Origin of the sequence: Haloarcula sp. CBA1127 (assembly GCF_001485575.1) — an archaeon.
Lineage (GTDB): Archaea > Halobacteriota > Halobacteria > Halobacteriales > Haloarculaceae > Haloarcula.
Genome location: NZ_BCNB01000006.1, coordinates 2,598,808 through 2,622,666 on the forward strand (window position 1 = coordinate 2,598,808; position 23,859 = coordinate 2,622,666).

General features: G+C 58.9%; 19 protein-coding genes, 1 tRNA gene and 1 pseudogene. 11 read left to right on the top strand and 10 right to left on the bottom strand.

The features are described from left to right. Nucleotide 1: 1 nt before the first annotated feature. On the bottom strand, nt 2-607 hold the full coding sequence (locus AV059_RS17565) for a response regulator (protein ID WP_023843197.1): 606 nt from the start codon (nt 605-607) through the stop codon (nt 2-4). A gap of 98 nt (nt 608-705) precedes the next feature. Here AV059_RS17565 and tpiA point away from each other — a divergent pair, with 98 nt between their 5' ends. Beyond that, nucleotides 706-1,353 carry a triose-phosphate isomerase gene (gene tpiA / locus AV059_RS17570; RefSeq protein WP_005535122.1) on the top strand — a complete coding sequence of 216 codons (648 nt, stop codon included), beginning with the start codon at nt 706-708 and terminating at the stop codon, nt 1,351-1,353. Nucleotides 1,354-1,379: 26 nt separating this feature from the next. Here the strand turns inward: tpiA and AV059_RS17575 are convergent, their stop codons facing one another. Both AV059_RS17575 and bluB read right to left on the bottom strand, forming a co-directional pair. Next, on the bottom strand, nt 1,380-3,287 hold the full coding sequence (locus tag AV059_RS17575; protein ID WP_058996556.1) for a helicase HerA domain-containing protein: 1,908 nt from the start codon (nt 3,285-3,287) through the stop codon (nt 1,380-1,382). Between the two features lie 170 nt (nt 3,288-3,457). Then, entirely contained in the window at nt 3,458-4,129 is a 672-nt protein-coding gene (bluB, locus tag AV059_RS17580) for a 5,6-dimethylbenzimidazole synthase (protein WP_058996558.1), read from the bottom strand. A gap of 169 nt (nt 4,130-4,298) precedes the next feature. Here bluB and AV059_RS17585 point away from each other — a divergent pair, with 169 nt between their 5' ends. Next, nucleotides 4,299-4,646, top strand: a complete 348-nt coding sequence (locus AV059_RS17585; RefSeq protein ID WP_058996560.1) for a hypothetical protein — start codon at nt 4,299-4,301, stop codon at nt 4,644-4,646. Nucleotides 4,647-4,652: 6 nt separating this feature from the next. Here AV059_RS17585 and dinB read toward each other — a convergent pair whose 3' ends face one another. Further along, nucleotides 4,653-6,014, bottom strand: a complete 1,362-nt coding sequence (gene dinB, locus AV059_RS17590; protein WP_058996563.1) for a DNA polymerase IV — start codon at nt 6,012-6,014, stop codon at nt 4,653-4,655. Between the two features lie 394 nt (nt 6,015-6,408). On the opposite strand from dinB, the gene AV059_RS17595 reads away from it, so the two are divergent. After that, on the top strand, nt 6,409-6,723 hold the full coding sequence (locus tag AV059_RS17595) for a hypothetical protein (protein ID WP_058997670.1): 315 nt from the start codon (nt 6,409-6,411) through the stop codon (nt 6,721-6,723). A 196-nt stretch (nt 6,724-6,919) separates the two neighbouring features. On the opposite strand, the gene AV059_RS17600 is transcribed toward AV059_RS17595, so the two are convergent. The 3 genes from AV059_RS17600 to AV059_RS17610 all read right to left on the bottom strand — a co-directional run bounded on the left by AV059_RS17600 (nt 6,920) and on the right by AV059_RS17610 (nt 8,936). Next, nucleotides 6,920-6,990: transfer RNA gene (locus tag AV059_RS17600), tRNA-Gly, on the bottom strand. A gap of 203 nt (nt 6,991-7,193) precedes the next feature. Beyond that, nucleotides 7,194-7,883 carry a class I SAM-dependent methyltransferase gene (locus tag AV059_RS17605; protein ID WP_058996565.1) on the bottom strand — a complete coding sequence of 230 codons (690 nt, stop codon included), beginning with the start codon at nt 7,881-7,883 and terminating at the stop codon, nt 7,194-7,196. 12 nt (nt 7,884-7,895) lie between these two features. Then, nucleotides 7,896-8,936, bottom strand: a complete 1,041-nt coding sequence (locus tag AV059_RS17610; protein WP_058996567.1) for a tyrosine--tRNA ligase — start codon at nt 8,934-8,936, stop codon at nt 7,896-7,898. 104 nt (nt 8,937-9,040) lie between these two features. Here AV059_RS17610 and AV059_RS17615 point away from each other — a divergent pair, with 104 nt between their 5' ends. The 3 genes from AV059_RS17615 to asd all read left to right on the top strand — a co-directional run bounded on the left by AV059_RS17615 (nt 9,041) and on the right by asd (nt 12,861). After that, entirely contained in the window at nt 9,041-11,266 is a 2,226-nt protein-coding gene (locus tag AV059_RS17615; protein WP_058996570.1) for an AAA domain-containing protein, read from the top strand. Nucleotides 11,267-11,320: 54 nt separating this feature from the next. Beyond that, nucleotides 11,321-11,755: a hypothetical protein gene (locus tag AV059_RS17620; RefSeq protein WP_058996572.1), complete on the top strand. Its 435-nt coding sequence runs from the start codon at nt 11,321-11,323 to the stop codon at nt 11,753-11,755. Nucleotides 11,756-11,823: 68 nt separating this feature from the next. Next, the gene (gene asd, locus AV059_RS17625; protein WP_058996574.1) at nt 11,824-12,861 is read left to right on the top strand and encodes an aspartate-semialdehyde dehydrogenase; all 1,038 of its coding nucleotides are present in this window, start codon (nt 11,824-11,826) and stop codon (nt 12,859-12,861) included. 30 nt (nt 12,862-12,891) lie between these two features. On the opposite strand, the gene AV059_RS17630 is transcribed toward asd, so the two are convergent. Further along, nucleotides 12,892-13,845, bottom strand: a complete 954-nt coding sequence (locus AV059_RS17630) for a D-2-hydroxyacid dehydrogenase (protein ID WP_058996577.1) — start codon at nt 13,843-13,845, stop codon at nt 12,892-12,894. Nucleotides 13,846-14,061: 216 nt separating this feature from the next. Here AV059_RS17630 and AV059_RS17635 point away from each other — a divergent pair, with 216 nt between their 5' ends. The 5 genes from AV059_RS17635 to AV059_RS17655 all read left to right on the top strand — a co-directional run bounded on the left by AV059_RS17635 (nt 14,062) and on the right by AV059_RS17655 (nt 19,495). Beyond that, on the top strand, nt 14,062-14,583 hold the full coding sequence (locus AV059_RS17635) for a response regulator (protein ID WP_058996579.1): 522 nt from the start codon (nt 14,062-14,064) through the stop codon (nt 14,581-14,583). A gap of 96 nt (nt 14,584-14,679) precedes the next feature. Next, a complete protein-coding gene (locus AV059_RS17640) occupies nt 14,680-16,038 on the top strand; it encodes an NAD(P)/FAD-dependent oxidoreductase (protein WP_058996581.1) in 1,359 nt (452 codons plus the stop codon). 661 nt (nt 16,039-16,699) lie between these two features. Then, on the top strand, nt 16,700-17,362 hold the full coding sequence (locus AV059_RS17645) for a bacterio-opsin activator domain-containing protein (RefSeq protein ID WP_058996583.1): 663 nt from the start codon (nt 16,700-16,702) through the stop codon (nt 17,360-17,362). Between the two features lie 74 nt (nt 17,363-17,436). After that, entirely contained in the window at nt 17,437-17,769 is a 333-nt protein-coding gene (locus AV059_RS17650; protein WP_058996585.1) for a hypothetical protein, read from the top strand. A gap of 1,021 nt (nt 17,770-18,790) precedes the next feature. Continuing rightward, nucleotides 18,791-19,495 carry a DMT family transporter gene (locus AV059_RS17655; RefSeq protein WP_058996586.1) on the top strand — a complete coding sequence of 235 codons (705 nt, stop codon included), beginning with the start codon at nt 18,791-18,793 and terminating at the stop codon, nt 19,493-19,495. Between the two features lie 685 nt (nt 19,496-20,180). On the opposite strand, the gene AV059_RS21665 is transcribed toward AV059_RS17655, so the two are convergent. Together AV059_RS21665 and AV059_RS17660 are read right to left on the bottom strand one after the other, a co-directional pair. Further along, the gene (locus AV059_RS21665; protein WP_079990798.1) at nt 20,181-21,956 is read right to left on the bottom strand and encodes an arabinofuranosyltransferase; all 1,776 of its coding nucleotides are present in this window, start codon (nt 21,954-21,956) and stop codon (nt 20,181-20,183) included. 553 nt (nt 21,957-22,509) lie between these two features. Beyond that, nucleotides 22,510-23,593 (bottom strand): annotated as a pseudogene (locus tag AV059_RS17660) (NAD-dependent epimerase/dehydratase family protein). Nucleotides 23,594-23,859 lie beyond the last annotated feature (266 nt).

The following is a 23,859-nucleotide window of genomic DNA, read 5'->3' on the forward strand; positions in this document are numbered from 1 at the left end:
GTTACAACTGGAGGTCGTCTTTCTCTACGTCGAGTTCGTCCGCGAGCGACTCGACGTTCGACGAGATACGCTCGATCTCGTCCTGGAGTTCCTGATACCGGTCGCTGTCCTGTAGCTCCCGGTCGGTCTTCTCGACGCGGAGGACGTTGCGCTTGAGCTTTTTCGACGTGAGTGTCCGGAGTCTGTCGTTGTACTCCCGGATCTTGTACAATCGGTCGACGACCTCCTGAAGGTCGTCGCGAGTGACGGGTTTGACGAGGTAGTCGTCGACGCGCATTTCGATGATGTCGAAGTCGGGGTCGATGGCGGTGACCATCGCGACGCGGCATCGAAGGCCCTTCTCCTCGATCTGTGCGAGCACTTCGTTGCCGGAGACGACCGGCATCCGGCGGTCGAGCAGCACCACGTCGATGTCGGGCGACAGCAGTTCCAGTCCTTCCTCGCCGCTGTAGGCCGTCTGGACGTGATACTGGTCGGATAAATAATCGGTGTACAGATCGGCCAGATGTTGCTCGTCTTCAACTATCAGAACGGTCGGTGTGTCGTCATCCCCTGCTGTCACGGCTTGTCTCGTTTCTTGTCTCGGCCGAAGCGTAATAATTGTCATCCCCGAGCGCCGGACCGAGATGGATCGACGGCACAGGGGTAAGGACGCCAAACGGCGGCTTCGCAACCTATTTCCCCACAGCAGCCGGTGCGTTTCGTATGTTCGTCCTTGTCAATCTGAAGGCGTACCCGTGTGATCCAGTGGAAGTAGCGACCGCCGCTGCTGACGTGAGCGACGACTCCGGCGTTCGTGTCGCCGTCGCGCCACAGGCCGCACAGATCAGCGCTGTGGCGGAGACCGGCGTCGAGACGTGGGCCCAGCACGTCAGCGCCGTCGAGCACGGCAGTCACACCGGCAGTACCCTCGCCGAGGCCGCTGCGGACGCCGGTGCCGTCGGGACGCTGCTGAACCACTCCGAGAACCGACTCAAGCTCGCGGACATCGACGGTGCGCTTGACGCCGCTGACCGCGCAGACCTCGAAACGATCGTCTGTGCGAACAACCCCGCACAGATCGGCGCTGCCGCCGCGCTCGACCCCGACGGCGTCGCCGTCGAGCCGCCGGAACTCATTGGGACCGGGACACCCGTCAGCAAGGCTGACCCAGATATCGTGACCGGCGCAGTCGACGCCGCCGCTCGCGTTAACGGCGACGTGGACGTGCTCTGTGGTGCTGGCATCTCGACCGGCGAAGACCTCGTCTCGGCGAGCGACCTCGGCGCGAGCGGCGTCCTGCTGGCCAGCGGCGTTGCGAAGGCTGACGACCCGCGCGCGGCGCTCGAAGACCTCGTCGAACCGCTGCTGTAAAATCGCCGGTATCGCACTACGAGTTTTTACTCGCTGTCCCCGTCCAGAAACGCCGATTCGAGTCGGGAGACAACTGACTCGACCTCGTCGTCGTCGAGTCGGCGGTTGCTCTCCTCCTGAACCAGCGCCGCCAGCCGCGTGTCGTACTTTCCACGGCCGACGTGTTCGACCAGGCCGCGGAGCCGGAGCTCCCTGTTTCGCGCGTAAGCCGCCGTCCGGTCGCCGGAGCCACCGGCCGAGAAATGGGCGTTCAGCGGCGTCCCGGGACCCTGCTCGCGGTAGTACGCGAGCATCCGGCAGGTCTTTCGGTCCAGTTCTTCGATGTCGGCTCGAAGGTCGGCGTAGACAGCGGGGCCATCAGCATCGGACGACATCTCGTCTTCGGCGGCTTCAGTTGCCCCGTCCGACTGCTCAGCTTCGACAGCCTCGGCGATAGCCGCTCTCAGATCTTCGTCATCAGTCTCAGCAGTGTCTGTCTCAGCCTGGCCGTTGGCTGGCACGGCCGCCGCACTGTTGTCTGGGCTGGCCCCGTTCGTCGCCACAGCACCGTTCTCAGCGTGACCGTTCGACGCCGGTTCGGCGTCCACACTGCTGGCATCCGACTCAGGTTCAACGTCCGGGCTGCTACCATTCGCGTCTGCGCTGCCACTGGCGCTGCCGCCGTTCATCGCAGCTCCGTCCTCGGCAAAGGCGCTGAACGCGTCGCCGAACCCGCCGCCGGACGTGGCATCAGCGGTCTCGTCCGGTTCCGGGGGCTGTTCGTCGCGGGGATCGTCGGCGTCCGCCTCACTGTCGGCATCTGCGTCGCTGTCCGACGAAGATTGATCGGCGAACCGTTCGCGCTGGCGGCGCATCTTCTCCTGTTCTGTCCGACCGGGGTTGTAGTCCTCGGCCTGATCCAGCATCGCTTCGGTGAACTGCTCGGCCATCCGAGAGAGGTCCCGAGCGTCCTGCAGTTCCGCCTCCAGTTCAGCGATGCGGGAGTTCTTCTTGTCCAGTTCCTCGCGAAGTTCCTTGATTCGGTTCTCCGTCTCTTGCTGGTCCTCGCTGATGGTCTCCAGTTCGGAGACGAGGTCGTCGCTGACGGACTTGAGTTCCGGGCGCTCGAAATCGTCGAGGCCCGGCGTCGCGCCGGCGTCGAACGTCTGCTTGCGGTGGAACTGGACCCGGCTGACCTGCTCGGCCCAGTCGTTCATCATGAACGCCTCGCCGTCGTCCAGGTCTTCGACGGCGTCAGCGTACTTGTTGTCGAGAATGCGCCCGACGACTTTCGTGTCGTTGTTCCAGGTCAGGCGATGCCAGACCAGCCAGTCACACTGGGTGATGTAGTCCTTCTTTACGTCGGCCGGGCGCTGGCTGATGCCGACGATGCCAAGCCCGTGTTTCCGGCCGCGTTTCCCGATCTTGATGAGCATCTTCCCGACCTCGCCCATCGACCCCTTCTCCGGCATCCACTCGTGGCACTCCTCGACGAGCATCAGGAAGGGCTGTTTCTGTTTTTTCGCCTTCGCGAACAGTTGCTTGGCGACCTCGGTCAGGAGCGTCTCTGCTTCCGCCTCGTCAAGGAACGACGAGATGTCGAGAATGATGGGGACGTTCTGCTCCAGCGCCAGCGAAGCGATCTTGCCGGCATGGTCCTCCGTGACCTGAATGTCACACTCCTCATCGCCACCGACGTGGAGTATCTCGTACTCCTCTTTTAGACCGTAGTACTCGCCGTCGATATCGACGATAAGCAGTCCGAACCCGTTGTCCAGCAGCTTCTCGGCGATAACGCTCGCCGTGTTCGATTTCCCAGACCCGCTCTTGCCGGTAATAAACCCCCGACCAGTCAGCAGTTCCACCACCGGGAGATTGACAGTCTCTCCCGGCTCTCCGGTCCCACCCGGCCCCGCGCTCGTCGTCGCGACAGTTATCTGTTCGGTCTCTGCCATGCGTTTCTGTCAGAACGGAGACGCGCAGGCCCCATAACTCTCCGTCAGACGACCGTCAACTGTGGTACAAGTCTGGGACAGGGGAGAACCGCTCGGAACGACGCGGGGGCTTTGCTCGGTCGGCTTCGCGAGTTCGTGTCCTTTCGGCGAGGGTTCTCTCACTGAATCCGTTATGACTGCGTTTCGGGTGTCCGACTGGGGTCCCACTCATCGTGGTGGACCAGTTCCGCTCTGTCGATACGACTGCGCCAGCCTTCCTGTTGTAGTACCGGTTCGGAAGGGAAGCCGTCTTCGGGATAGCCGACACAGAGGTAGGCTACGGGTTGGACGTGGTGTGGGATATTTAACACATTACGGAGTTCGTGGGGATACAGAAACGAGACCCAGCCGACACCGATACCCTCGGCACGGGCGGCGAGCCAGAGGTTTTGGACGGCAAGGCACGTCGAATAAACGTCCATTCGCTGCATCGTGTTCCGGCCGAGAACGTGTGGCGCATCACGAGTGGGGTCACAGGTAACACAGATATTCACCGGCGCATCGGTTATCCCCTCCAGTTTCAATTGGCCGAAATCTGATTTGCGCGGCTCCTCGTAGCCTTCGCGTGCGGCGGCTATCGCCCGTTCGGCAATCGCTGCGACCGCTGATTTCGTCTGCTCGTCCTCGATCACGACGAAATCCCACGGTTGCGAGAACCCGACGCTGGGCGCGTTGTGGGCGGCATCTAAGATTCGTCCCAACACCTCTTCGGGAACTGGGTCGCCAGCAAACTGTCTGATGTCCCGTCGCGAATAGATGGATTTGTACACTGCTTCGCGGTCGCGGGGGCCGAACTCAGTCATATATTCCGTGACAGACGACAGTTGTATACCGGTTGTGCTGGCCAGCGGACTCTCAGGTGCAGTGAGATACGAACACGAAACAGACGGCGAGTGTTGCCAGCCAGTCTGAGACGGGGTAACGGCTATTGCGGTGGGACACGTTGACATCCTTGTTCGGCTGGGGCTGGCCATGGACAGATACGAGACGTTCGTCGAGGACGGAACGGTGTACGTCGGGAGCGACGACGGCCCGCTCGAAGTGGCCCCGTTGGAGGACATCGTCGCGGCCGCCGGCGGGCCGGCCTGGACGATCACCTACACCGAGGCGGAGAAAGAACGCTACGCTGGGATGAACACCAGCGACGAGGGGCTGGTGGTCGACGTGGTCGATATGTTGCACGCAATGACCCACAGCCAGCGGTTCGTCGACACGCTGGCCGCACACCCGACGGACGTGCCGGCTGACGACACTATCTCCCCGCGAGCCGGACTGTTCGTCGGGAAACTACTGGAGAATCTGGAACACGGTGTCGCCTGAGAACGCCTAGAAATCTGCGAGCGTGGTCTGACCGGGCGGGAGTGAGATATGCGTCTCGCTGGCGTCTGTTCCCTCGCCCGCCGTGTCTTCGGCAGCCTCAGTATCCCTGTCGTTCGCAACGAACGTCCCGAGTCCGACCTGCCCGTCGTCGTCTAACTCGTCGGCCGCCGCTGGGGTACTGTTGGTGCGGGAACTACCGGACGCCTCCTCAGAACCATTGTCGCCGCCGAACCCGTCCAGATTGGCCTGTTCGCCGGCAGAGAAGTCCAGGTTCGAAACACGGACGCCGACCTTCCGAACCGGGTCGTCAACGAACTCGCCGAGCAGGTCCAGCGCGATGCGTCTGACCAGTTCGGGTTCTTCAACTGGACCGGGGAGCGACCGGGCCCGCGTATTCACATCGAACGGCGGCGTCACGACCTTGATGCCGATGGTCTGGTAGCGCGCGCCTTTTCGTTCGGCGCGGTCAGCGACGGCATCGGCGAGGGTGCGGACCTGTCGACACTTGGCTTCTATATCGGTCGTCTCGTCAGTGAACGCGGACTCCCGCGAGAGGCTCTTGGGGTCGCCTTTCGGCGTCACCGAGCGCTCGTCCTCGCCGCGGGCGTAACGGCGTATTTCACGACCGCGCTCGCCGAAGCGTTCGGCCAACAGTTCCGGGTCAGCGGCCGCGAGGTCCCCCGCCGTTTCGATATCGAGTGCGGCGAGTTCTCTGGCGGTGACCGGACCGACGCCGTGGACGTCCTCGACGGGCAGATCGGCGAAGAAGTCCCGGACGGCCCCCGGTTCAACGATGACCAGCCCGTCCGGCTTGTCGCGGTCGCTAGCCACCTTCGCGGCGCTCATCGTCGGCGCGACACCGACGCTCGCGACCACGCCGACCGCTGATTCGATTGTGTCTTTCAGATCTCTTGCCCACGACTCGACAGTCTCCCACGAGACCCGCTCAGTTACATCCAGATACGCCTCGTCGATGCTCACCTCGCGGACGACGTCCGCTTCCGTGTGGAGGATGTCCCGGACATCCGCAGCGACGGACTCGTAGAAATCCATGTCGACTGGGCGGTAGAGGCCGGCGTCTTCGACATCGAGGTCCGGGTCCTCGACGGCCTTGACCTTGCGTGGAAGGCGTTCCAGTGCCTCGGAGATAGCCATCGCTGATTCGACACCGTACTCTCGGGCCTCGTAGCTCGCTGTCGCCACGGCCCCGTGGGTCGCGCCATTCTCGTAGCCCATCCCCACGACGAGCGGCTCATCTCTGAGTGCCGGCTCCCGACGCTGTTCGCAGGCGGCGTAGAAACAGTCCATGTCGACGTGCGCGACTATCTGCTCGGGGCCGCTGGTCCCGGGGAGCCGCGCAGCGTCCATACCCGACGCTACGCGTACTGGCAGAAAACCCCACCGGCCCTCGCCGGCCCTATCAGGACAACGTACGGACTGCTGTATCGGAGACACCTCGAAAAACGGGAGCAGGGAAAGTGGTGGGGGTGGGGGTGAGGTGTCAGCTGCTCCGTCTGCCGTTGGTTTCAAAGCGATACGTGACCGGTGGAGTGGCCAGCCTCCACCGGCGATGATCGTCCGCCGATGCCAATCCCGGATGGTACGACGGTCGTTCCCGCCGGGAGCGTAGGAAGCTCCATGTTAACAAAAGTCATGATAGTACTTCAATGTTGGCCGACGTTATGTTTGTCTCACACTTTGGAGTTCCATGACCGCATCCCGCTCGAAACGCTTTCAATCCTCTCTCCACGACGGCGACGTAATGACCGAACTGACGGACTCGCTGCCGGACAGACCGCTCTCGACGAGCGAAATCTCGACCCTCGAAGCCCAGCACAAGGACTATGGATTCGCGCCAGTCGGGTTCTTCCCTGACCTCGATGTAGTGGCCGCGTTCGTCGTCATCATCAACGGCGACCGTGGCTACAGTCTCGGCTACGACCGCAACGGCGACGGTTGGGTCGTCGTCGAGTCCTTCGAGGACGGCGAGGACTTCGCCGGGGTCACCGACCGCCTGCAGGAGTGGATGGGCGACGACTGGGAGGAGTTCGAGCAGGCCGCCGTCGAACCGGAGTGAAAGTGCCGACAGCTACGGAGTCGGACAGAGGACGAACGCGGCGAGTTTCAAACGCTTCGGCTGGTCGTCAGTGTCTGTGGCACAGTACGGCGACTGGGGTTTGAACTCGGCTGCAAATCCTCGCTGTCGCTCGGATTTCCGTCGTTCAAATCTCCCGATGAAGCATTTGCTGCTCGCGGATGTACTCGCAGGAAAGTGCGGCGACCGGGATTTGAACCCGGGCCATGAGCTTGGAAGGCTCAGGTCCTACCACTAGACCACCGCCGCTCATCGCTTCGCGTCTTCGCGGCGTGCCTCGCGATTCCGTTGGAATCGCTCGCCACCGCCGCACGCTCACTTCGTTCGCGCGCGGCGTCGTTCGCAAATCCATCGGATTTGCTCACCACCGCCGCTCACTCGCGCAGAGATGCAGTCCCGAGTGGGACTGTTCCGCCCGAGTGCGAACGTATACCCTCATAGATGGAAGGCAATTAAGTGCGTTTCCCTTCTGGCTCGACAACCCCGTAACAGTTGCCGCTTGACAGCTCCATCGAGACGAGTCGGAGGTCGCTGTCGGCCACATCACGCTCGAACTCGGTCGGCGCGTAGATGTGATAGAACCGCGGGACCGTCTCGCCGCCAGGGAGCGTCCAGTCGACGGTCGTGTCGAACCCCTCGTCTGCCTCGGGGTCGGCGTCGAAGCTGTCGTGCGCCGTGCTCCACGCGCTGACGAGCGCCCGAGCGTCCGGCGCGAGGACGCGGGCCAGTTCGTCCAGACTGGCGCGGCGGGCGGCCTGCGACGGGAGGTGGTGCAACGTCGCGACGTACACCGCGAGGTCGACGGACCCGGCTGTGAGCGGGAGCCGCGTTGCATCGCCCTGCAGCAGCGCGACGCTGTCGCCGACGCGGTCGGTCGCCGCTCGCAGGAGCGCATGGCTGGCGTCGAGGCCGACGACGCGGTCAGCGACCCCCGCGAGCAGTTCCGCGTGGCGGCCGTTGCCACAGCCGACATCGAGTGCGGTTCCAGCACTGCCAAACTCGTCGACGAACGATTCGACCTCCGGCCAGGCGTACTCGCGGGTCTTCGAGAAGTGGTCACCGATGTCCTCGTAGGTCCGGCGGACGGCGGCCCGCGAACGCGCCGGGTCGTCACTGTCGCCGCTCGAATCGGAGGGTGGCATCGGTCGACCGCGTCACTCCGCGCCGTACTTTTCGGGGTAGGCCTCGGCGAGCAGCTCGTCTTCGTCGGCCAGTCGCTCCCGAACCGGGTCGATAACGTCCGAGATGGCGCTGGCGGCCGAGGGCTTCAGGTCGGCGGGGTGGAGTTCGCCGCTGACGAAGTCCGATTCGACCTCGTCGTAGCTCTCGTAGGTCAGGTCGCCGCCGTACTCCTCCGGGCGCTCGACGACGAAGGAGTCGCCGCGAACGTCCAGCACCGGAAAGACGAGGTGCTGGAGGTATTCCAGCACGCCGTTCTCCTCGACCTCGCCGGCCGGGCAGTAGGCCTGGTTGATCTTCTCGTCGACCTCGTCGGGGCTGTCGGTGAGGTTGACCTTCGACGCTTCGTCCGAGGCGCTCATCTTGCCACCGGAGAGGCCCGACAGCAGCGGCGCGAACAGACAGATCGGCGATTCGCCGCCGTGGTCCGGCAGAATCTCACGCGAGAGCATATAGATGCCGCGCTGGTCGACACCGCCGTAGGCGATGTCAGCGTCCAGTGCCTTCACGTCAAGCGTCTGCATCAGCGGGTAGATGAGTCCGCCAAGGTTCGGGCTCTCAGATTCACGGACGACCTCACTGGCCGCGCGCTGTGTGCGCGAGATGGTCGTCTCGGCGGCCATCCGGTACATCTCCAGCGTGTACTCCTCGTCGAGCTGGAAGTCGGTCCCGCGGACGAAGGTCACGTCCTCGGGGTCCGCGCCGGCCGCTTCAATCATGCCCTCGATGGCCGTCTCGTAGTAGGTCGAGCGGGCATCCAGCAGGTCGAAGGGCGACTTGTTGTCGTCGAGGTGGGCGTGCAGGTCCGCGATGAGGACCGTCACGTCGACGCCGGCCCGCAGGAAGTCCGCGAGCTTTCGCATCGTCGTGAAGTGCCCGATGTGCATCTCGCCGGTCGGCGCGTAGCCGATGTACGCCGACGGGTCGCTCTCCTCGAACAGCGTCCGCAGTTCATCCTCGGTGACGACCTCTGTGGTGTGTCGCGTCACCAGATCGAGTCGCTCGGCGGTATCCATACCGCAGTGTGGCCGGTCCGGCGATTAAAACGTTCCTGTCCGGTGTGACGGGCTGTCGAGGTGGGCCGTACTGTTTTATGACAGCAGGGCACAGTCGGGGGTAGATGTCCCTCCTGTTCGACCACGTCATCGGGTCCTTCGACCTTGACGACGCGTCGCTGTGTGTCCCCGACGACGACGCCCTCGACGACCACGGCGATGTCGTCCCCGCGCGGCCGGTCGCCGAGTTCGCGGGCCATCACGACGAACTTGCCCATCCCAAGGAGGACTGGGTCTGTATCCCGTTGCACGAACCGGACTCGGCGCGGGTCACCGACGAGTTCGTCGCCTTCACCGACCACTCCCTGCACGGACAGATCTTCGTCTTCAAGCGCGACGGCGAGCGGGACTTCGTCGATGCGGACGCCTTCAGAGCCACAGGACTGGCCGACCGGATCCGCTTCTGGCACTCCGACTACGTCCCGGAAACGTACCCGCCCTCCTACGACTCACCGATAGACGACAGCGAACCGCCCCGAAATCCGATCCCGTCGGCGGAACTGCTCGACGGCTTGCGTTCTCACGTCGAACGCGAACGCGAGGCGACTCGCCAGCAGAACCGAGAGCGCGCCGAGGGGCGCACACCTGACGAGGTGTACGAGGCCGGTGGCGACGCAGTCCCCGAACTCCACGCGCGGGGCCGAGACGACGGAATGTATCGGTTCCGCGTCGACCCGCCCGCTGACGTCGCCGCAAGGCAGGACGGTGACTGGGCATTCGTCGTGGAATCCGTGTTCGGTATCCACGAGGGAAACGAGGTGCTGGTTCACGACGTGGACGGGACCCGAGGAGACGGCCCGCTTCCGGTCCCGGCGACAGTCGAGCGCATCCGCGGACGGTCGGTCTGGCTCGCGGTGAACTGGGCCGATATCGATGGTGCGACGACGCTCGAAAGCGCACTCACCGACGGTGACGCCACCTACGGGCTCACAGCATTGCTCAATCCCGTTCCGTTCGACCGCGAACGGGAGGCGGTCGAGCCGCTGGCTGACCACCGCTTCCGGGACGTGCTCGCCGGCGACCGGCCGATAACCTTCTCGAATGGGGCGGCCGCCCGGAGCGACCAGTTTGACGCGGAACTGAATCAGGAGCAGCAACTGGCTGTCGAGCACGCGCTGCTGGCCGACGACCTGTTCTGTATTCACGGACCGCCGGGGACCGGGAAGACGCGGACGCTGGTCGAAATCGTCCGCCGGGCCGCACAGGCCGGTGAGGACGTGCTGGTGTGTGCGGACTCGAATCAGGCCGTCGACAACCTCGTGGCGGGGTCGTCGACGGGCGACGCGGCGGACCCGCAGTCACTGCACGCCTACGGCCAGCACGGCGACCGCGATTACACGCTCGACCGCGTGAACGCGAGCCAGTCGGCAAACGACGTTGTGCGGCGCGCCTACAGCGACGTGCCCGGGCGGGCCGACGTAGTGGCAGTAACGAACAACAGCGCCGCCACGCTCGCCCGTGAGTTCGACCTGGTGGTGCTCGACGAAGCGACCCAGTCCACCTGTGCGGCGTCGTGTATCCCGCTAGTCCGGGCCGACCGCGCCGTGCTCGCAGGCGACCACCGGCAGCTCCCGCCCTACAGCGCCAGCGACGAACCGCCGAAGTCGAGCTACGGCCACTCGCTGTTCGAGCATCTCTACGCCAACGGCGGCGTCTACGATGGTGTTGGCCTCCAGCTACAGACCCAGTACCGCATGCACCGGGACATCGCGTACTTCCCGAATCGGCGGTTCTACGACCGGACGCTGCGGAACGGGCGGGCCGTCGACCCGCTTCCAGACCGACCAGCGATAGAGGGGTACAACGTCGGCGGCCGGGTCGAAACCGTCGGGCACTCCAAGTCCAATCCCACCGAAGCCCGACTGGTCGCGCATCTCGTTGAGGACCTGCTGTCGGACGTGCCCGCCGAGGAAATCGGCGTCATCACACCGTACAGCGCGCAGGTGTCGAAGATACGGGAGATACTCGCCGAGCGTACTGACGCCGCTGACGGCGTCACCGTCGACACCATCGACTCGTTTCAGGGCGGCGAACGGACGGCTATCGTCCTGTCGCTCGTCCGGAGCAACGCCGAGGGGAACGTCGGGTTCCTCGGGCGACCGGTCGACGGCCCTCGTCGGTTGAATGTCGCACTCACCCGAGCGAAGCGGTACTGCGCCGTCATCGCTGACTGGCACACGCTCCGCTACGACGCGGACGGGAAGTGTACGGACCTCTACAGCGACTTCTATCAGTTCGTCTCGAACACCGACCGCCTGAACGACGTGGACCCCGAGTTCATTCCGGTGTAGGTAGCTACCGTCCGGCTGCGATGGGTCCAAATACGTCCGACCCAACTGTCTCACATGTACACGGGGAAAACGGAGAAAGCCTGCTGTCTGTGCGGGAATCCCGACACGAAGACCCGTCTGGACCTGCCGCCACGGGCGGTCCCGTTGCTCAAGCACGCCGACCCTATCGCCTGGCAGGACATCGTCGGCGAGGTGTCCATCTACTTCTGTGGCTCCGACTGGGAGACGGTGCGGGACCTCGTGTTGGAGACTGGAATGAGCCCGCTGTCCCGGTGTAACGCCGCCCGCGCCTCCTTCGATCTCCGAGAGGACTTCGAGGCGCTGCTGAACGACATCCGGGACGAGCCAGACCACACGGAAATCGAGGCAGAGATGCGCGCCGAGGCCGAGGAGGCGCTGGCGAATCGCGACGACCCCTATGTCGAAGAGCGGGACCTCGTCGAGGCCCGCGTCATCGAATGGGTGTTCGAAGACACTGCAGACGAGTAACCCTGCGAGGGCGGCGGTATGGCTTCGTATCCAAACTGTTTTGACCACCCGTAGCCGTGTGTCAAGCGATGACTGTACGCGTAGGTGTGCTCGGTGCGACTGGCGCAGTCGGGCAGCGACTTATCCAACTGCTTGACCCCCACCCCGAGTTCGAGATCGCAGCACTGACCGCCAGCGACGCAAGCGTTGGCGAGACATACAAGGACGCCGCCAAGTGGCGCGTCGACTCCCCGATTCCCGAGGACGTAGCCGGGTCAGAGGTCCGCGCCACCGACCCGGATTCGGTGCCCGACGACGTCGATCTCATCTTCTCCTCGCTCCCGTCGAGCGTCGGCGCGGAGGTCGAACCTGAGTTCTGCGAGGCCGGCTACACTGTCTCCTCGAACTCCTCGAATGCCCGGATGGACGAGGACGTGCCCCTCATCATCCCCGAGGTCAACGCCGATCACGTCGACCTTCTTGAAGTCCAGCGCGACGAGCGCGGCTGGGATGGCGCGCTCCTAAAGAACCCGAACTGCTCGACGATTACGATGGTCCCGCCGCTTGCTGGCCTCGACCGCGAGTTCGACCTGACCGACGTGCGCGTCTCGACCCTGCAGGCCGTCTCCGGCGCGGGCTACTCCGGCGTTACGTCGATGGAGATCATCGACAACGCAATCCCACACATTGGCGGCGAAGAGCAGAAGATGGAGAGCGAATCACGCAAGCTACTGGGCTCGTTCGACGGCGCGGAAGTCCAGCTCAACGAGATGGACGTGGCCGCCTCCTGTAACCGCATTCCGACGCTCGACGGCCACCTCGAAAACGTCTGGGCCGACACGGCCGAGGACATCTCCACGGCCGACGCTGAGGCCGCGATGGAGTCCGTGACCGGTATCGACCTGCCGTCCTCGCCGGAGAAACTCGTCACGGTGTTCGAGGAACCGGACCGCCCACAGCCCCGCCTCGACCGCAACGTCGAGGACGGCATGGGCGTCGCGGTCGGCGGGTTCCGCGAAACGAACGACGGCGTCCAGTTCAACTGTCTGGCGCACAACACGATGCGCGGTGCCGCCGGTGCGAGCGTGCTGAACGGCGAACTGCTGAACAAACGCGGCTATCTGTAAGGACTGTCGAGTCTCGGTTCAACGTAGCACTCACAGCTCGATCTGGTTCCTGAGCCCGTCCCACTCGCCGGTTCGCTCGGCCTGCCGAACGTTCTCAGCGACGATATCAGCAAGCCGTTCGTAGTAGCTCGGCGTGTGGCCGGCGTTGTGTGGCGTGATGAGGACGTTCTCGAAGTCCCACAGCGGATGGCCGCTGGGCAGCGGTTCGGGGTCGGTCACGTCCAGGGCCGCGCCGCCGATGTGGTTGCGCTGGAGCGCACTGACCAGCGCGTCGGTATCGACAACTGGGCCGCGGGCCACGTTGGTGAGCACGGCGTCGGGATGCATCGTCCGGAACACCTCCGCGTCGATAAGATGGCGCGTCGCGTCGGTGAGCGGGCAGGCAAGCCCGACGTACTCCGTATCGGTGACCGCCTCGTGGATCTCGTCGAAGCCGTACACCTCGTCGGTCGGGCCACCCTTCTCCGGCGAGTAGCGGACGCCAACGGTCTCCACGTCGAATCCCTGCACGCGGTCGGCGATGGCCTCGCCGATCTCGCCGAGGCCGACGATGCAGACACGGCTGCCGGCGAAGTCGTCGGTGTGGAACGACTGCCAGACGTGGTCGCGCTGGTGGCGACGGGCAGTGAAGAAGCCCCGGGCGAAGGCGAGCCATGACCCGACGACGTTCTCGGCGACGTTCGGGCCGTGGACACCGGAGGCCGTCGTGAGCGCGATGTCACGGTCCGCCAGGTCCGAGAGTGGGAGGTGGTCGTATCCAGCGTATGTCCCTGCAAACAGCTGCAGCGAGTCGGCAGTGTCGACCAGTTCTGGCGAGACATCATTCCCAGTCAGGACTGTCGCATCCGCAATCAAGTCCCGCTCGGCTTCGGGCGTCTCTGCGACGGCGACATCCCACTCCGGCAGTCGTTCCCGGAGCGCTGTCACGTACTGGTCGACTGGCATTCCGTGAACACCGTAACGCGTCACGACGATGTTGGCCATTGAACCTCTCCTGTGGCGTGCGGAGCCATACCGTCTGCTCCACGCGGGGGCCTCAAAACGGTGCCGGCAGTCTGTTGATGGTCCGCCAGAGATAGTGTTACTATTTCTATAGTTAGAGAACGGTAGAAATACCAGCCTGAATTAGTAAAATTTGTAGTAATAGTATGCCGATATCTTAGCATATTTGTAGGATGGCCAGCGTACGAGTTTCAAGGAATGGGGAAATCGACGAGCGTTGCGGTAATCGATGACGACGAAGACTTTAGACAGCTCTACAAGCTCTGGCTTCCGGAGGAATACGAGGTTATAGAGGCTGGTGACGGTCGTACGGGGTTACAGCAAATCGACGGCTCAATAGATGCAGTACTGCTGGACCGGCAGATGCCGGAACTGAGCGGCGAAACGGTCGCCGAAAGGCTCCGACAGCGGTCAGTTACCCCCGCTGTCGTTATGATCAGTAGCGTCAAGCCGGACGTGGATATTCTGGATATTCCCGTCGATTCGTATCTCAGAAAGCCCGCTGACCGGGATACCCTGTTGTCGGTGCTCTCGACAGTTCGTGCTCGATGCGAGTACGAGACGCAACGCCGGGAGCTCCTGGGACTTGCCGACCGCCGGGCAACAGTTGCCGACGCTGTACGGGCCACAGCGCTCGCGGAGAGCGACGCGTACCAGCGGGCCGTCGAACGGCTGGAACAACACGACGTATCACTCGCCGACACAGTGTCCGAACCGTAGCGCACAGTGCGTTCCAGTTCAGTCAGGTGAGCGCGTCAGACCCCAGTTTCGATGCAAGACAATAGGTTTTAGCGGGCGCGGGACACCGTAGCGGGTATGGAACACGTAGACGTCGCCATTGTGGGTGGTGGCCCGGCCGGGTCGTCGGCGGCCGAGGCTGCAGCCGACCACGGGGCCGACGCCGTCCTCCTCGAAAAGGGGGTCCCCAGAGCCGACCGCGAGGGGACGGGGCCGGACTCGACGGACGCCGCCGGGCTGCTCGATTACTGGTTCGACATCATGGGTATTCCGCGGTCAGAGTTCCCCGAAGACGTGGTGCTGAGCGAACTCGACGGGGCGAAGTTCTACGGCCCCTCGACGGAGATGACGCTTACCGAGACCGGTATCAGTTCCAGCGCTGACGGCTTCGGCATCACCTTCCACCGGGCGCGGTTCGACGACTGGCTTCGTGAGCGGGCGACGGACGCGGGCGCGGACTACCGCATCGGCGTCAGCGTCACCGGCGTCGAGACAGACCTTCGGAGTTCGCCGCGACACACCGTTCGGCTGGCCAACGGCGAGGATATCGCCGCCGAGTACGTGATCCTCGCCGACGGCCCACAGCGGACTATCACCGGCGGCACGCTCGACCAGTTCCTTCCGGCCGGACAGACGATGGCCGATATCATGCCCTCGAACGAGGTCAACCACATCGCCTATCAGGAACACCGCCGGATGCCAGAGGAGCTGTTCACACCGGAGTTCATCGAGTTTTGGTGGGGCATCATGCCCGGCCACACGGCGTACCCGTGGATTTTCCCGAACGACGCCCCCGTCGCCCGCATCGGTCTGACGATGCCCATCGGGCTGGATATCGACGCCTACGACAGCAGCGAGTGGGACCTCCTCAACGCGAGCGACGACAGCATCCCGCAGGGCCGGCAGTACATCGAGCGACTGCTCGAACGGGAGTTTCAGGCGTACGATCTCGACGACTTCCCGCTCGTCGAAGACCGCGGGAAATCGAAGGGGACGGAGACGTACCCTATCTCCTCGACCCGGCCGATAGAGTCCCCGGTGGGTGCCGGCATCGCTGTGGCCGGTGGGGCAATGGGGACCACCTCGGCGTTCCACGAGGGTGGCGACCACGTCGCCGTTCGCACCGGGAAAATCGCCGGCCGCCTCGCCGCGAACGACCGCCTCGAACGGTACAACGACGCCTGGCACGACGCCATCGGCGACGAAATCCTCCGGAACGTTACCTTCGCGGACATGGTTCGGGACTGGCGACCCGGCGACTGGGACCGGGCCTTTAGGACCGCCAACGACCTGATGGACGCCCGCGGAATCAAAGCCGATGCGGCGCTTCGTGGCGGCTACAACGGTATCAAGATGGTTCTGGCTTACAAATGGGGGAAGTTCTCCTCCCGCAACGGCAAGTACGTCCAGCTGCGCGAAGACGACTACGCCGTCTGAACGTCACCCTTAGGTGTGCGACCGGCTAACTACGGCTGCGTGCCTTTAATCCCCGACTGAGACCCGTCACCGGGACAATGACGACCCGGAGAACCCGGGCACGCGACATGACCGCGGTTCACACCGCATCTGGTCGTCATTCGACGACCCGCCAGACGGTTGCACCGTCTGGGCGTTCGGTGATTACGCCGTAATCACCCGCGCTCGCGGCTGACGCCGCTTGCGCATTTGGTCGTTATTCAACGACCCGCCCGGCACGAGGGTTTGCCGGCTGACGTGGCACACCGCCGAGGATGATGCCGGACGTTAGTGTTCCGGGCGTACATTTTAAGTATAATACGAAGATCCCCCTCAAATAACATATGTGGATTTGGTTGTAGCCTACTGTTGAGACAGGTTATCCCCACTGAGCCCAATCCTCGTCGCGTTCTCGGGGAACAGTCGATGATGACGAGCCTAGAACGATGTCTGACGATGGTGTAGCATATCTGGCTGGTTTGAATGTCCGTACAGAATACACAGCGCGAGTCTCGCATTGAGTTAGGGTCGGACGGAAACATTCAGACCGGTAGATACAGTGGTTGTATCTACCGGCAGGATGCCTCCCCAGTCGAGATCGACAGGCAGCATACATAGATAGCTGGCTCCCCTCTGGTTTCTCATGAGCGTCATCTTGGAGTTCACCGTAGACAACGACCAGTTCAGGCTCGGGCAAGTGCTATCGGGACCACCAGCCATGGACATCGAGCTTGAGCGAATTGTTCCGACGGGCGACGCCGTGATGCCGTTTCTGTGGGTCAACGGAGACGAGTACGAGTCCTTTGAACGGAAGGTACTCGCGGCGGACAGCGTCGATGACCTCGTTGCACTCGACAAGGTCGATGACGGGATTCTCTATCGCATTACGTGGCGAGGCGACCACAATGATATAATTCGAGGTATCACCGAGGCAGAAGGCACAGTTCTGGAGGCGTTCAACAGTGACGGTAGCTGGGAGTTCCACATTCGATTTAACGACCATGATCGGCTCTCGCAGTTCTACAACTACTGTACAGACCAGAATATCAGCATTCATATCAACCGAACCTACACGCTGACCGAGCGGACTGAGAGCGTCAAGCAGTTTGGCCTCTCCAACGAACAGCGGGAAGCCCTCATACTGGCCCTTCATCAAGGTTACTTCGACACACCAAGTCAGGTAAGCCTGAGTGAACTCGCTGACGAACTGAGCATCACCCAACAGGCCATGTCGAACCGAATTCGTCGGGGGAACAAGCAAGTCCTTACCGAAACCCTCCTCACGTCGGCGACGAACATAGAGTAATCTTCCTCTATTTAAATGAGTTGTTCGAACAATAGAGAGGGCTTTGGCCGTTTGTTGCTTCGTCACATCCAACGATGGAGACCACTACTCTTGAGGTTGAGTTCGAACCAGAGACAGTCGACCAGATACTGTCGGCACTCGCTCACAAACACAATCGGGGCGTCCTGAACTACTTCCGCGAATCGTCCGAGTCGGTTGCTACGTTGAGCGAACTTGCTGACTACGTCGCCACCGAAGGAACCAGCAGTGGTTTCGAATCGTTGGAGCAGGTCACTGTCCATCTCCATCACGCTGGACTACCGAAAATGGCAGACGCAGGTATTCTCGATTACTACCCACAGACGAAGACCGTTCGAAGTCGAGACCATCCGCTGCTGGAGTTCAGTGAACCGCTTGAGGCCGCATAATGGAGATGGTGATGTGTTTGTCTTGTGGAGGTTTTACACAGGCCATGATGGAAGACAGCAAGCGAGTCCCAATAAATGAGGAGTGCTCACAGTGCGGAGAAATGGAGTTCAAGGATATTCACGAGGACAGCATCATCAAGGCCGACGACGACTAGCTTGCCCGTGGAATCGCCGGTCTGTGGGGGTGACAGACTGCTTCAATGCTAGTCCCCGAATCGGACCTCTTCCCCAGCCCCTACTCTTCTCGTTCAGTGACCACGGATCCCCCCTCGTTATTGATACGCACTCGTACTTTATAGCTGATTCAGAGTCGTATTTGTCTATAGAATACACCCACCATGCTGAACTTTTGTATTCAGCAGCCCCGTTCTAACGGAATCTCGATAGAACATCATGTGACAGGTCATAGTTCACCTGAACTCAGTCCTCTCACAGAGACCTACCGGTAATATCGGATTCACACCAGTATGACGTCTTTTCGATGCATGGGTCCCAGACCATTCCCTTTCAGTTCCACCGAGCCCACTAGTAGATTCTCGGCCGATAGTGTTCCGGGCGTACATTTCGAATATGCCATTAGAATTATTTGCAAATAATACACGTAACTCTGACTGTAGCCGACTGTTGAGACAGAGTATCCGCTGCTGAGCCACATTCTCGTCGTATTCTCGGGAAGACAGTCGGTGATGACGAGCATGGAATGGTGTCTAGCAGGAGGAAACTATATCTGAGAAGTTCGCGTGGCTATGCTGCATACACAGCGCGTATGTGGCACCTCTTGGTTGGTCGATAGGAGTCGTTTACCAGAAAGAAACGGACAATCATATTTTATGTGTCGGCAAGAAATAAGCTTTTAGCTTGTCTCGCAACCGGACTCTCGGCCTGTTCCTTCTCGTCACGCTCCTGTTCGGGACAGCCTTCCCGGCAGTGAAGACTGGCTTGTCATTCATCCTGCCATTGCTGTTCGCAGCAGCCCGGAGCTACTTGGCGCCGCTCTCCTATTAGTCTACGCTGGCGGACGATGGAGTACTGGTATCCTCGTTCTCGACGGGACGTGACAGCGGTGTTCGCCGGGGGCGTGTTTCTGGTCGGTGGGACGGGTATCGGGTTCATCGCCCAGCAATTCATTACCGCCGGCGTCGCTGCGATCATCTTCAGTCTTGCCCACATCGTCACGGCAGTGCTCGCGTGGCCGCTGCTCCCGGAAGAGCGGCTTAGCGGCCGCGACTACGCCGGTGTTCTCTTGGGTTTCGTCGGAATCGCCGTCGTCATCCGTCCGGATCCGGCGAGCCTTCTTGACTCGGAACTCGGAGCCGTCCTTGTCCGACGTAGCCGGACTTCCATGCCAATCCCAACGCTCATCGGCTGGGCGATGGTGCTTGAGGGGACCGTCCACGTCGTGTTCGCAATTGCAGTCGGCGAATCGATTGCGAGCATTCAACCGACACCGCTGGCAGTGGCGATGGTAGTCCATCTCAGCGTTTTCACCGGGGTGTTCGGGCTCGTGATGTACCTCGCACTGATGGGCGAGGTGGGTCCGTTGAAAGCAAACCTGACGACGTATCTTACCCCTATCGTCGCCCTGGCGATTGGGTGGGTACTACTGGGCGAGCGCATCCAGCCCCTGACGCTTGTCGGCTTCGGGATCATCGTCGCCGGGTTCGCACTACTGGAGAGTCGAGAGATTACTGCCAAACTTATCAAGTACCGCAGCCTGTACCGGTGAAACTGTTGTCCGTGGTCGACGCTCCGAGAGATTCAACCTCTGTATTCAATAGACTGGTTTTGACGGAGTCTCAGCAGAACATCATACGGTAGGTCACAGCTCACCTAAACCCAGTCCCTCACAGAGGCCTATCTGCAATATCGGGTTCAGACTATAGTGGTGCATGTTCGATGTAATGGATCTAAACCGTTCGATTTCAGGTCCACCAAGCCGACTAGTAGAGTCTCGCCCGGAACGCTACCAGGCGAGGCTAATAATATTATAGATGGTCTTTGAAGTTTGAGACGATAATACGGTACACGAGCTAGAAAACGAACCTACAAAGCCGAATGGTTCGTCTCTGCTTCGGTCGGCCCGGTGAAATGAAGCCAGCAAGAAAGAGGTGGTGAGTTCATCAAGACCAAGATGGGGTCTCGTCCGTAAGGGTGATGAGTCGCAGTGGAGCGAGGGACTCTGTAAACTAATCGCACTTGGCATGAACGCTTGGTGCTAGGGGCAGGTGGAGCGTGGAACTTAGTGTCATCCGAGCGCGTTGAGAAGCTGGAGGAACGGACACAGGAACAGCGCGAGAGGATCGCGGATTACAACATCAACTTACCAAGGGTGACGACGGCCGAATGGACGCTGTTGATGAAGTGCACCAGATCGAAGCGTCGATAATTAAACCCCATATTCTGTATGACCTTCAACAGGATCTATTCTCAAATTGATTATATCTTGGCACAAATAGAGTATATTTTCCAGCGGATTGTTGTATAAAGTACTTATTTTCGAATAATGACGGGGAGAAACGCAATTGATCGCCGGTTGAGCCCCTAGGAAAATCATCTAAACCAATGTACATTCTGTACGCTCCATTGTTGGATTCTAATAGGATATAGTCGATTCTATCATATGGGGCCGCTCGAAATAATGAAAATGCTTCACAGCCAGATGTAGCGCTTGATATTTGCCGTAAGTAACTTATTCGATCAGAGAACTGTCCATTCGGATGGCTATAGTATGCCTTATATGATACGTAGCTGTAGACAGGGTAGTACGAAAAAATCTCGTGGTTTGCTAAGAAGACTGAATTTGTGGTGTTGAGGCTGCTCATTGTCTGTTCAAGCTCCGGTGACGGGTTGTCTTCATACAATGATTCTTTATAATTGGGGTTGTCGATAATCCCAATCATTGATGTCTGCATGACGGCAAATATTATTATTGTGCTAGCCAAAATTTTGATTATCGTATCTTTTTCCACGATATTTTCAATATCGGGGCGTACTGTTCCAACGGAGATACTAAGTATGACTAATATGAGGAGATCCGCTCTTACGTGCATTAGAGGCCGACCGATGGCTATACCAATATATCCGACCAGATACCACACATAACATGATAAGATAAGAACCAATAGAGACTGGTGTAAATCTTTCCGAGTATTGATCAAGAGATTATAGACGCCTAGTAAAAACAGAGAGCTGATTATGAGTGTTGCTTTGGTTTCTGGATCTGGAATAAATGGGAGCGGTATATTAATGAATTGTTGTTTCAAAAATCGACTATGTTGAACAGTTGATGGTTTGGTCAAGAGATTCCAAAGTAGTGGGGACCAGAATGGAGAAGCGAAAATTGCGGTTATCAGAAGCATTGGAACTGATTTTTTAATTTGGTCAACTGAACGAGTGTAGATGCTATATATGATGAGAGATACACCCCCAATTAAAAAAGGATAGTAGTCAATTAAGAATACTATTGATCCGACTATGGCACCGATGATATAGAAGGTGAGACTTCTACGATTGTTGCGTACATTAATTCCATTTACGTAATAGATCCACCAAGGAACGAATATGACATAACTTAGTACTGTATATGTATTTGGTATAAGATTGAGGAATAAAGTTGGCGTAAGGAAAATAACATACGTAATCTTTGCCGCATCCCAGCCATTAGCAATGAATCTCCAAAAGTGATAGTTTGCAATTGGAAGTGACCATGCCGCGAATATGGCACCCCACTTCATCATATGGTACGGCTCTAATCCGAAAACCCACGCAAATTTCCCAAGAATATAAAAATATCCTGGAGAATAAAAGGAAGGCAGGTCTTTGTAATAATAGTCTATAAGCCCCCATTTTTCAGAGAATTTCGTGATGTATGCCGTGTGGAAGGCAGCATCCCCGGAAATGCCACCCATTCCAAATTCTGTAGTTGCAAATAAATAGATGAGCGTGCAAGTTACGAACGAGCTAAATAATATAACCGAATTATATGAGAAACTATTGGAAAGATGATGACTAAACCGGTATGTTGCCAATATGCTAATGATAAATAACACCAAACCAAAATTCACAAAGATGCGTCGTGCTGGATACACCCAAGCAGATGGTGGTAGTAATTGAGATATTCCATAGTACGTGATTATGAAAACTATTGACGCGAATAGAAACCATCTATTTTTAACATATTTTAGCATTTTAGTTATTATAGTTCACACAACTGCAATAGTCACACTATATTAAATCTTATCATATATCAAACCGTCTAGAGTGCATATTTTATTCTTCGGAAATTAATCTGATTCTAAGCAATTTGATGCCCACTTTGTCATCCCTCTCATCCAACGGCTTCAAGTCAAGTACTGTGACATCCTTGCCGTGGCCAGTGAAGTACTATAATACGTGTAGAGATCAAAACGTTCTGTCTCACTCGTGTGACAACAGAGTCATACTGGCCTTCCCTCGGAGTCTGTTCTGACATAATCATTGTGGCACAGACTTTCCCTCACCATACTTATTCCTCCCTCTTTCGACTCTCAACATGAGCAATTGGTTACGTCCCTACACACAGTACTTCCCGACTAACGTAAACAGCGGAATTGGATCATTGAGTTGACCGCGAGAAAGTGTATGGATTTGAATGTGTTCTGCGTGGGTAGCTTTGCTAATTAATACATAAAAACAGCAGGGAGAAGCCAAGAACGATCATAGCATGAGGTTTTCTATCTATTCTTTTATATGAGTGTTATTTTATCTGGTCATATCAAATAATTTTGGAAAATACTTTATGGGTCTTAATGCGCCCTGATCCCAGGCAACTCGGGGTCCCTTCCAGTTTCAGACTGGGTATCTTCGTAGTTTTCTAAGTACCACTGATATGTATCTACTAACGCCTCTTTGTTCGAATATTTAGGCTCCCAGCCCAACTCACGGAGCTTCTCAACTGAAACATATGAGTCTTCGTGTGCTGTTTCGTAGACCCATGATACAGCGGCAAGAGACTGAACTCATTTAGTACACGCAACGCGAACCGCGTGAGGGGGGGCCGGAGTCCCGATTACACGTTTGCCCGTCCCGGCCGCATTAATTGGTGCTTGGAAGTCTTCTTTCATTGTCCCGTACTTCGTCGCACCCACATTGAAGCTGTCATTCACGTCAGTTTTGTCTAAGGTGAACATCATTTCGATAGCTCGAACGAGATCTTGAACGTGAAGTAATTGGTGCTCATTGTTCCCACTTCCGACCGTCGGGATGTTCGCCCCATCCTCAATCCAATCGAACAAGACCTGGAACACGCCAAGCCTCTGTGGCCCGATGAACGTCTTTGGGCGAATAATAGGTACACACATCCCCATCCGTCGGAAGTCTCTACAAACATTCTCGGCTTCGATCTTTGCGTCCCCTACGGTCCAACACCGTCTAACGGAGATTCCTCGGTGATTGGATGTGTATCGTGTGTGCCATAGACAGCCGTGGACGAAATATAGACCACTCGTTCAACGTCGTGCTCTTTTGCGGCCCACAACACCGAACGAGTTCCCTCAACTGTTACCTCCCAGATCTCGTCGTCGTCCCACAGAGGAAGTGCCGCCGCACTGTGGACGATCACATCTGCGTCTGCTTCCTCGATTGCCTCGGACACTCTTTCTTCGTCACGCACGTCTCCTTCTATGTATTCGATGTCGTCTGTATCGTCTTCCTCGTTGAACGGTTTAAGATCAACCGCCGTTACGTCCAAGTCTTGCTCAGCAAAGTACTGGCACGTGTGAAGTCCCAGGAAGCCAGTCCCACCAGTGACAACAACAGAATCATACTGGCTATCCGTGGATTCCATCTGTTCAGTCTACCCATAATGTCGGGAAGATTAGCGTACTGTATTTATACTTCCTATTCTGGCATATCGATAAGCTTCGACAGCTGTTATTCAGTTCACTGGCTAAGCAGATCTAACCCAATCTTACGGAGACCAGAAGATCAGTAAAACACAACTACTGGTGAAAGCTATGACTATACTAGGACTAGCATGATACACTAGTGAGTACTTAGTCCTCGTCACGACCGTTACATCTATACGCATACCCTTATGCATCTCGCCGCGGA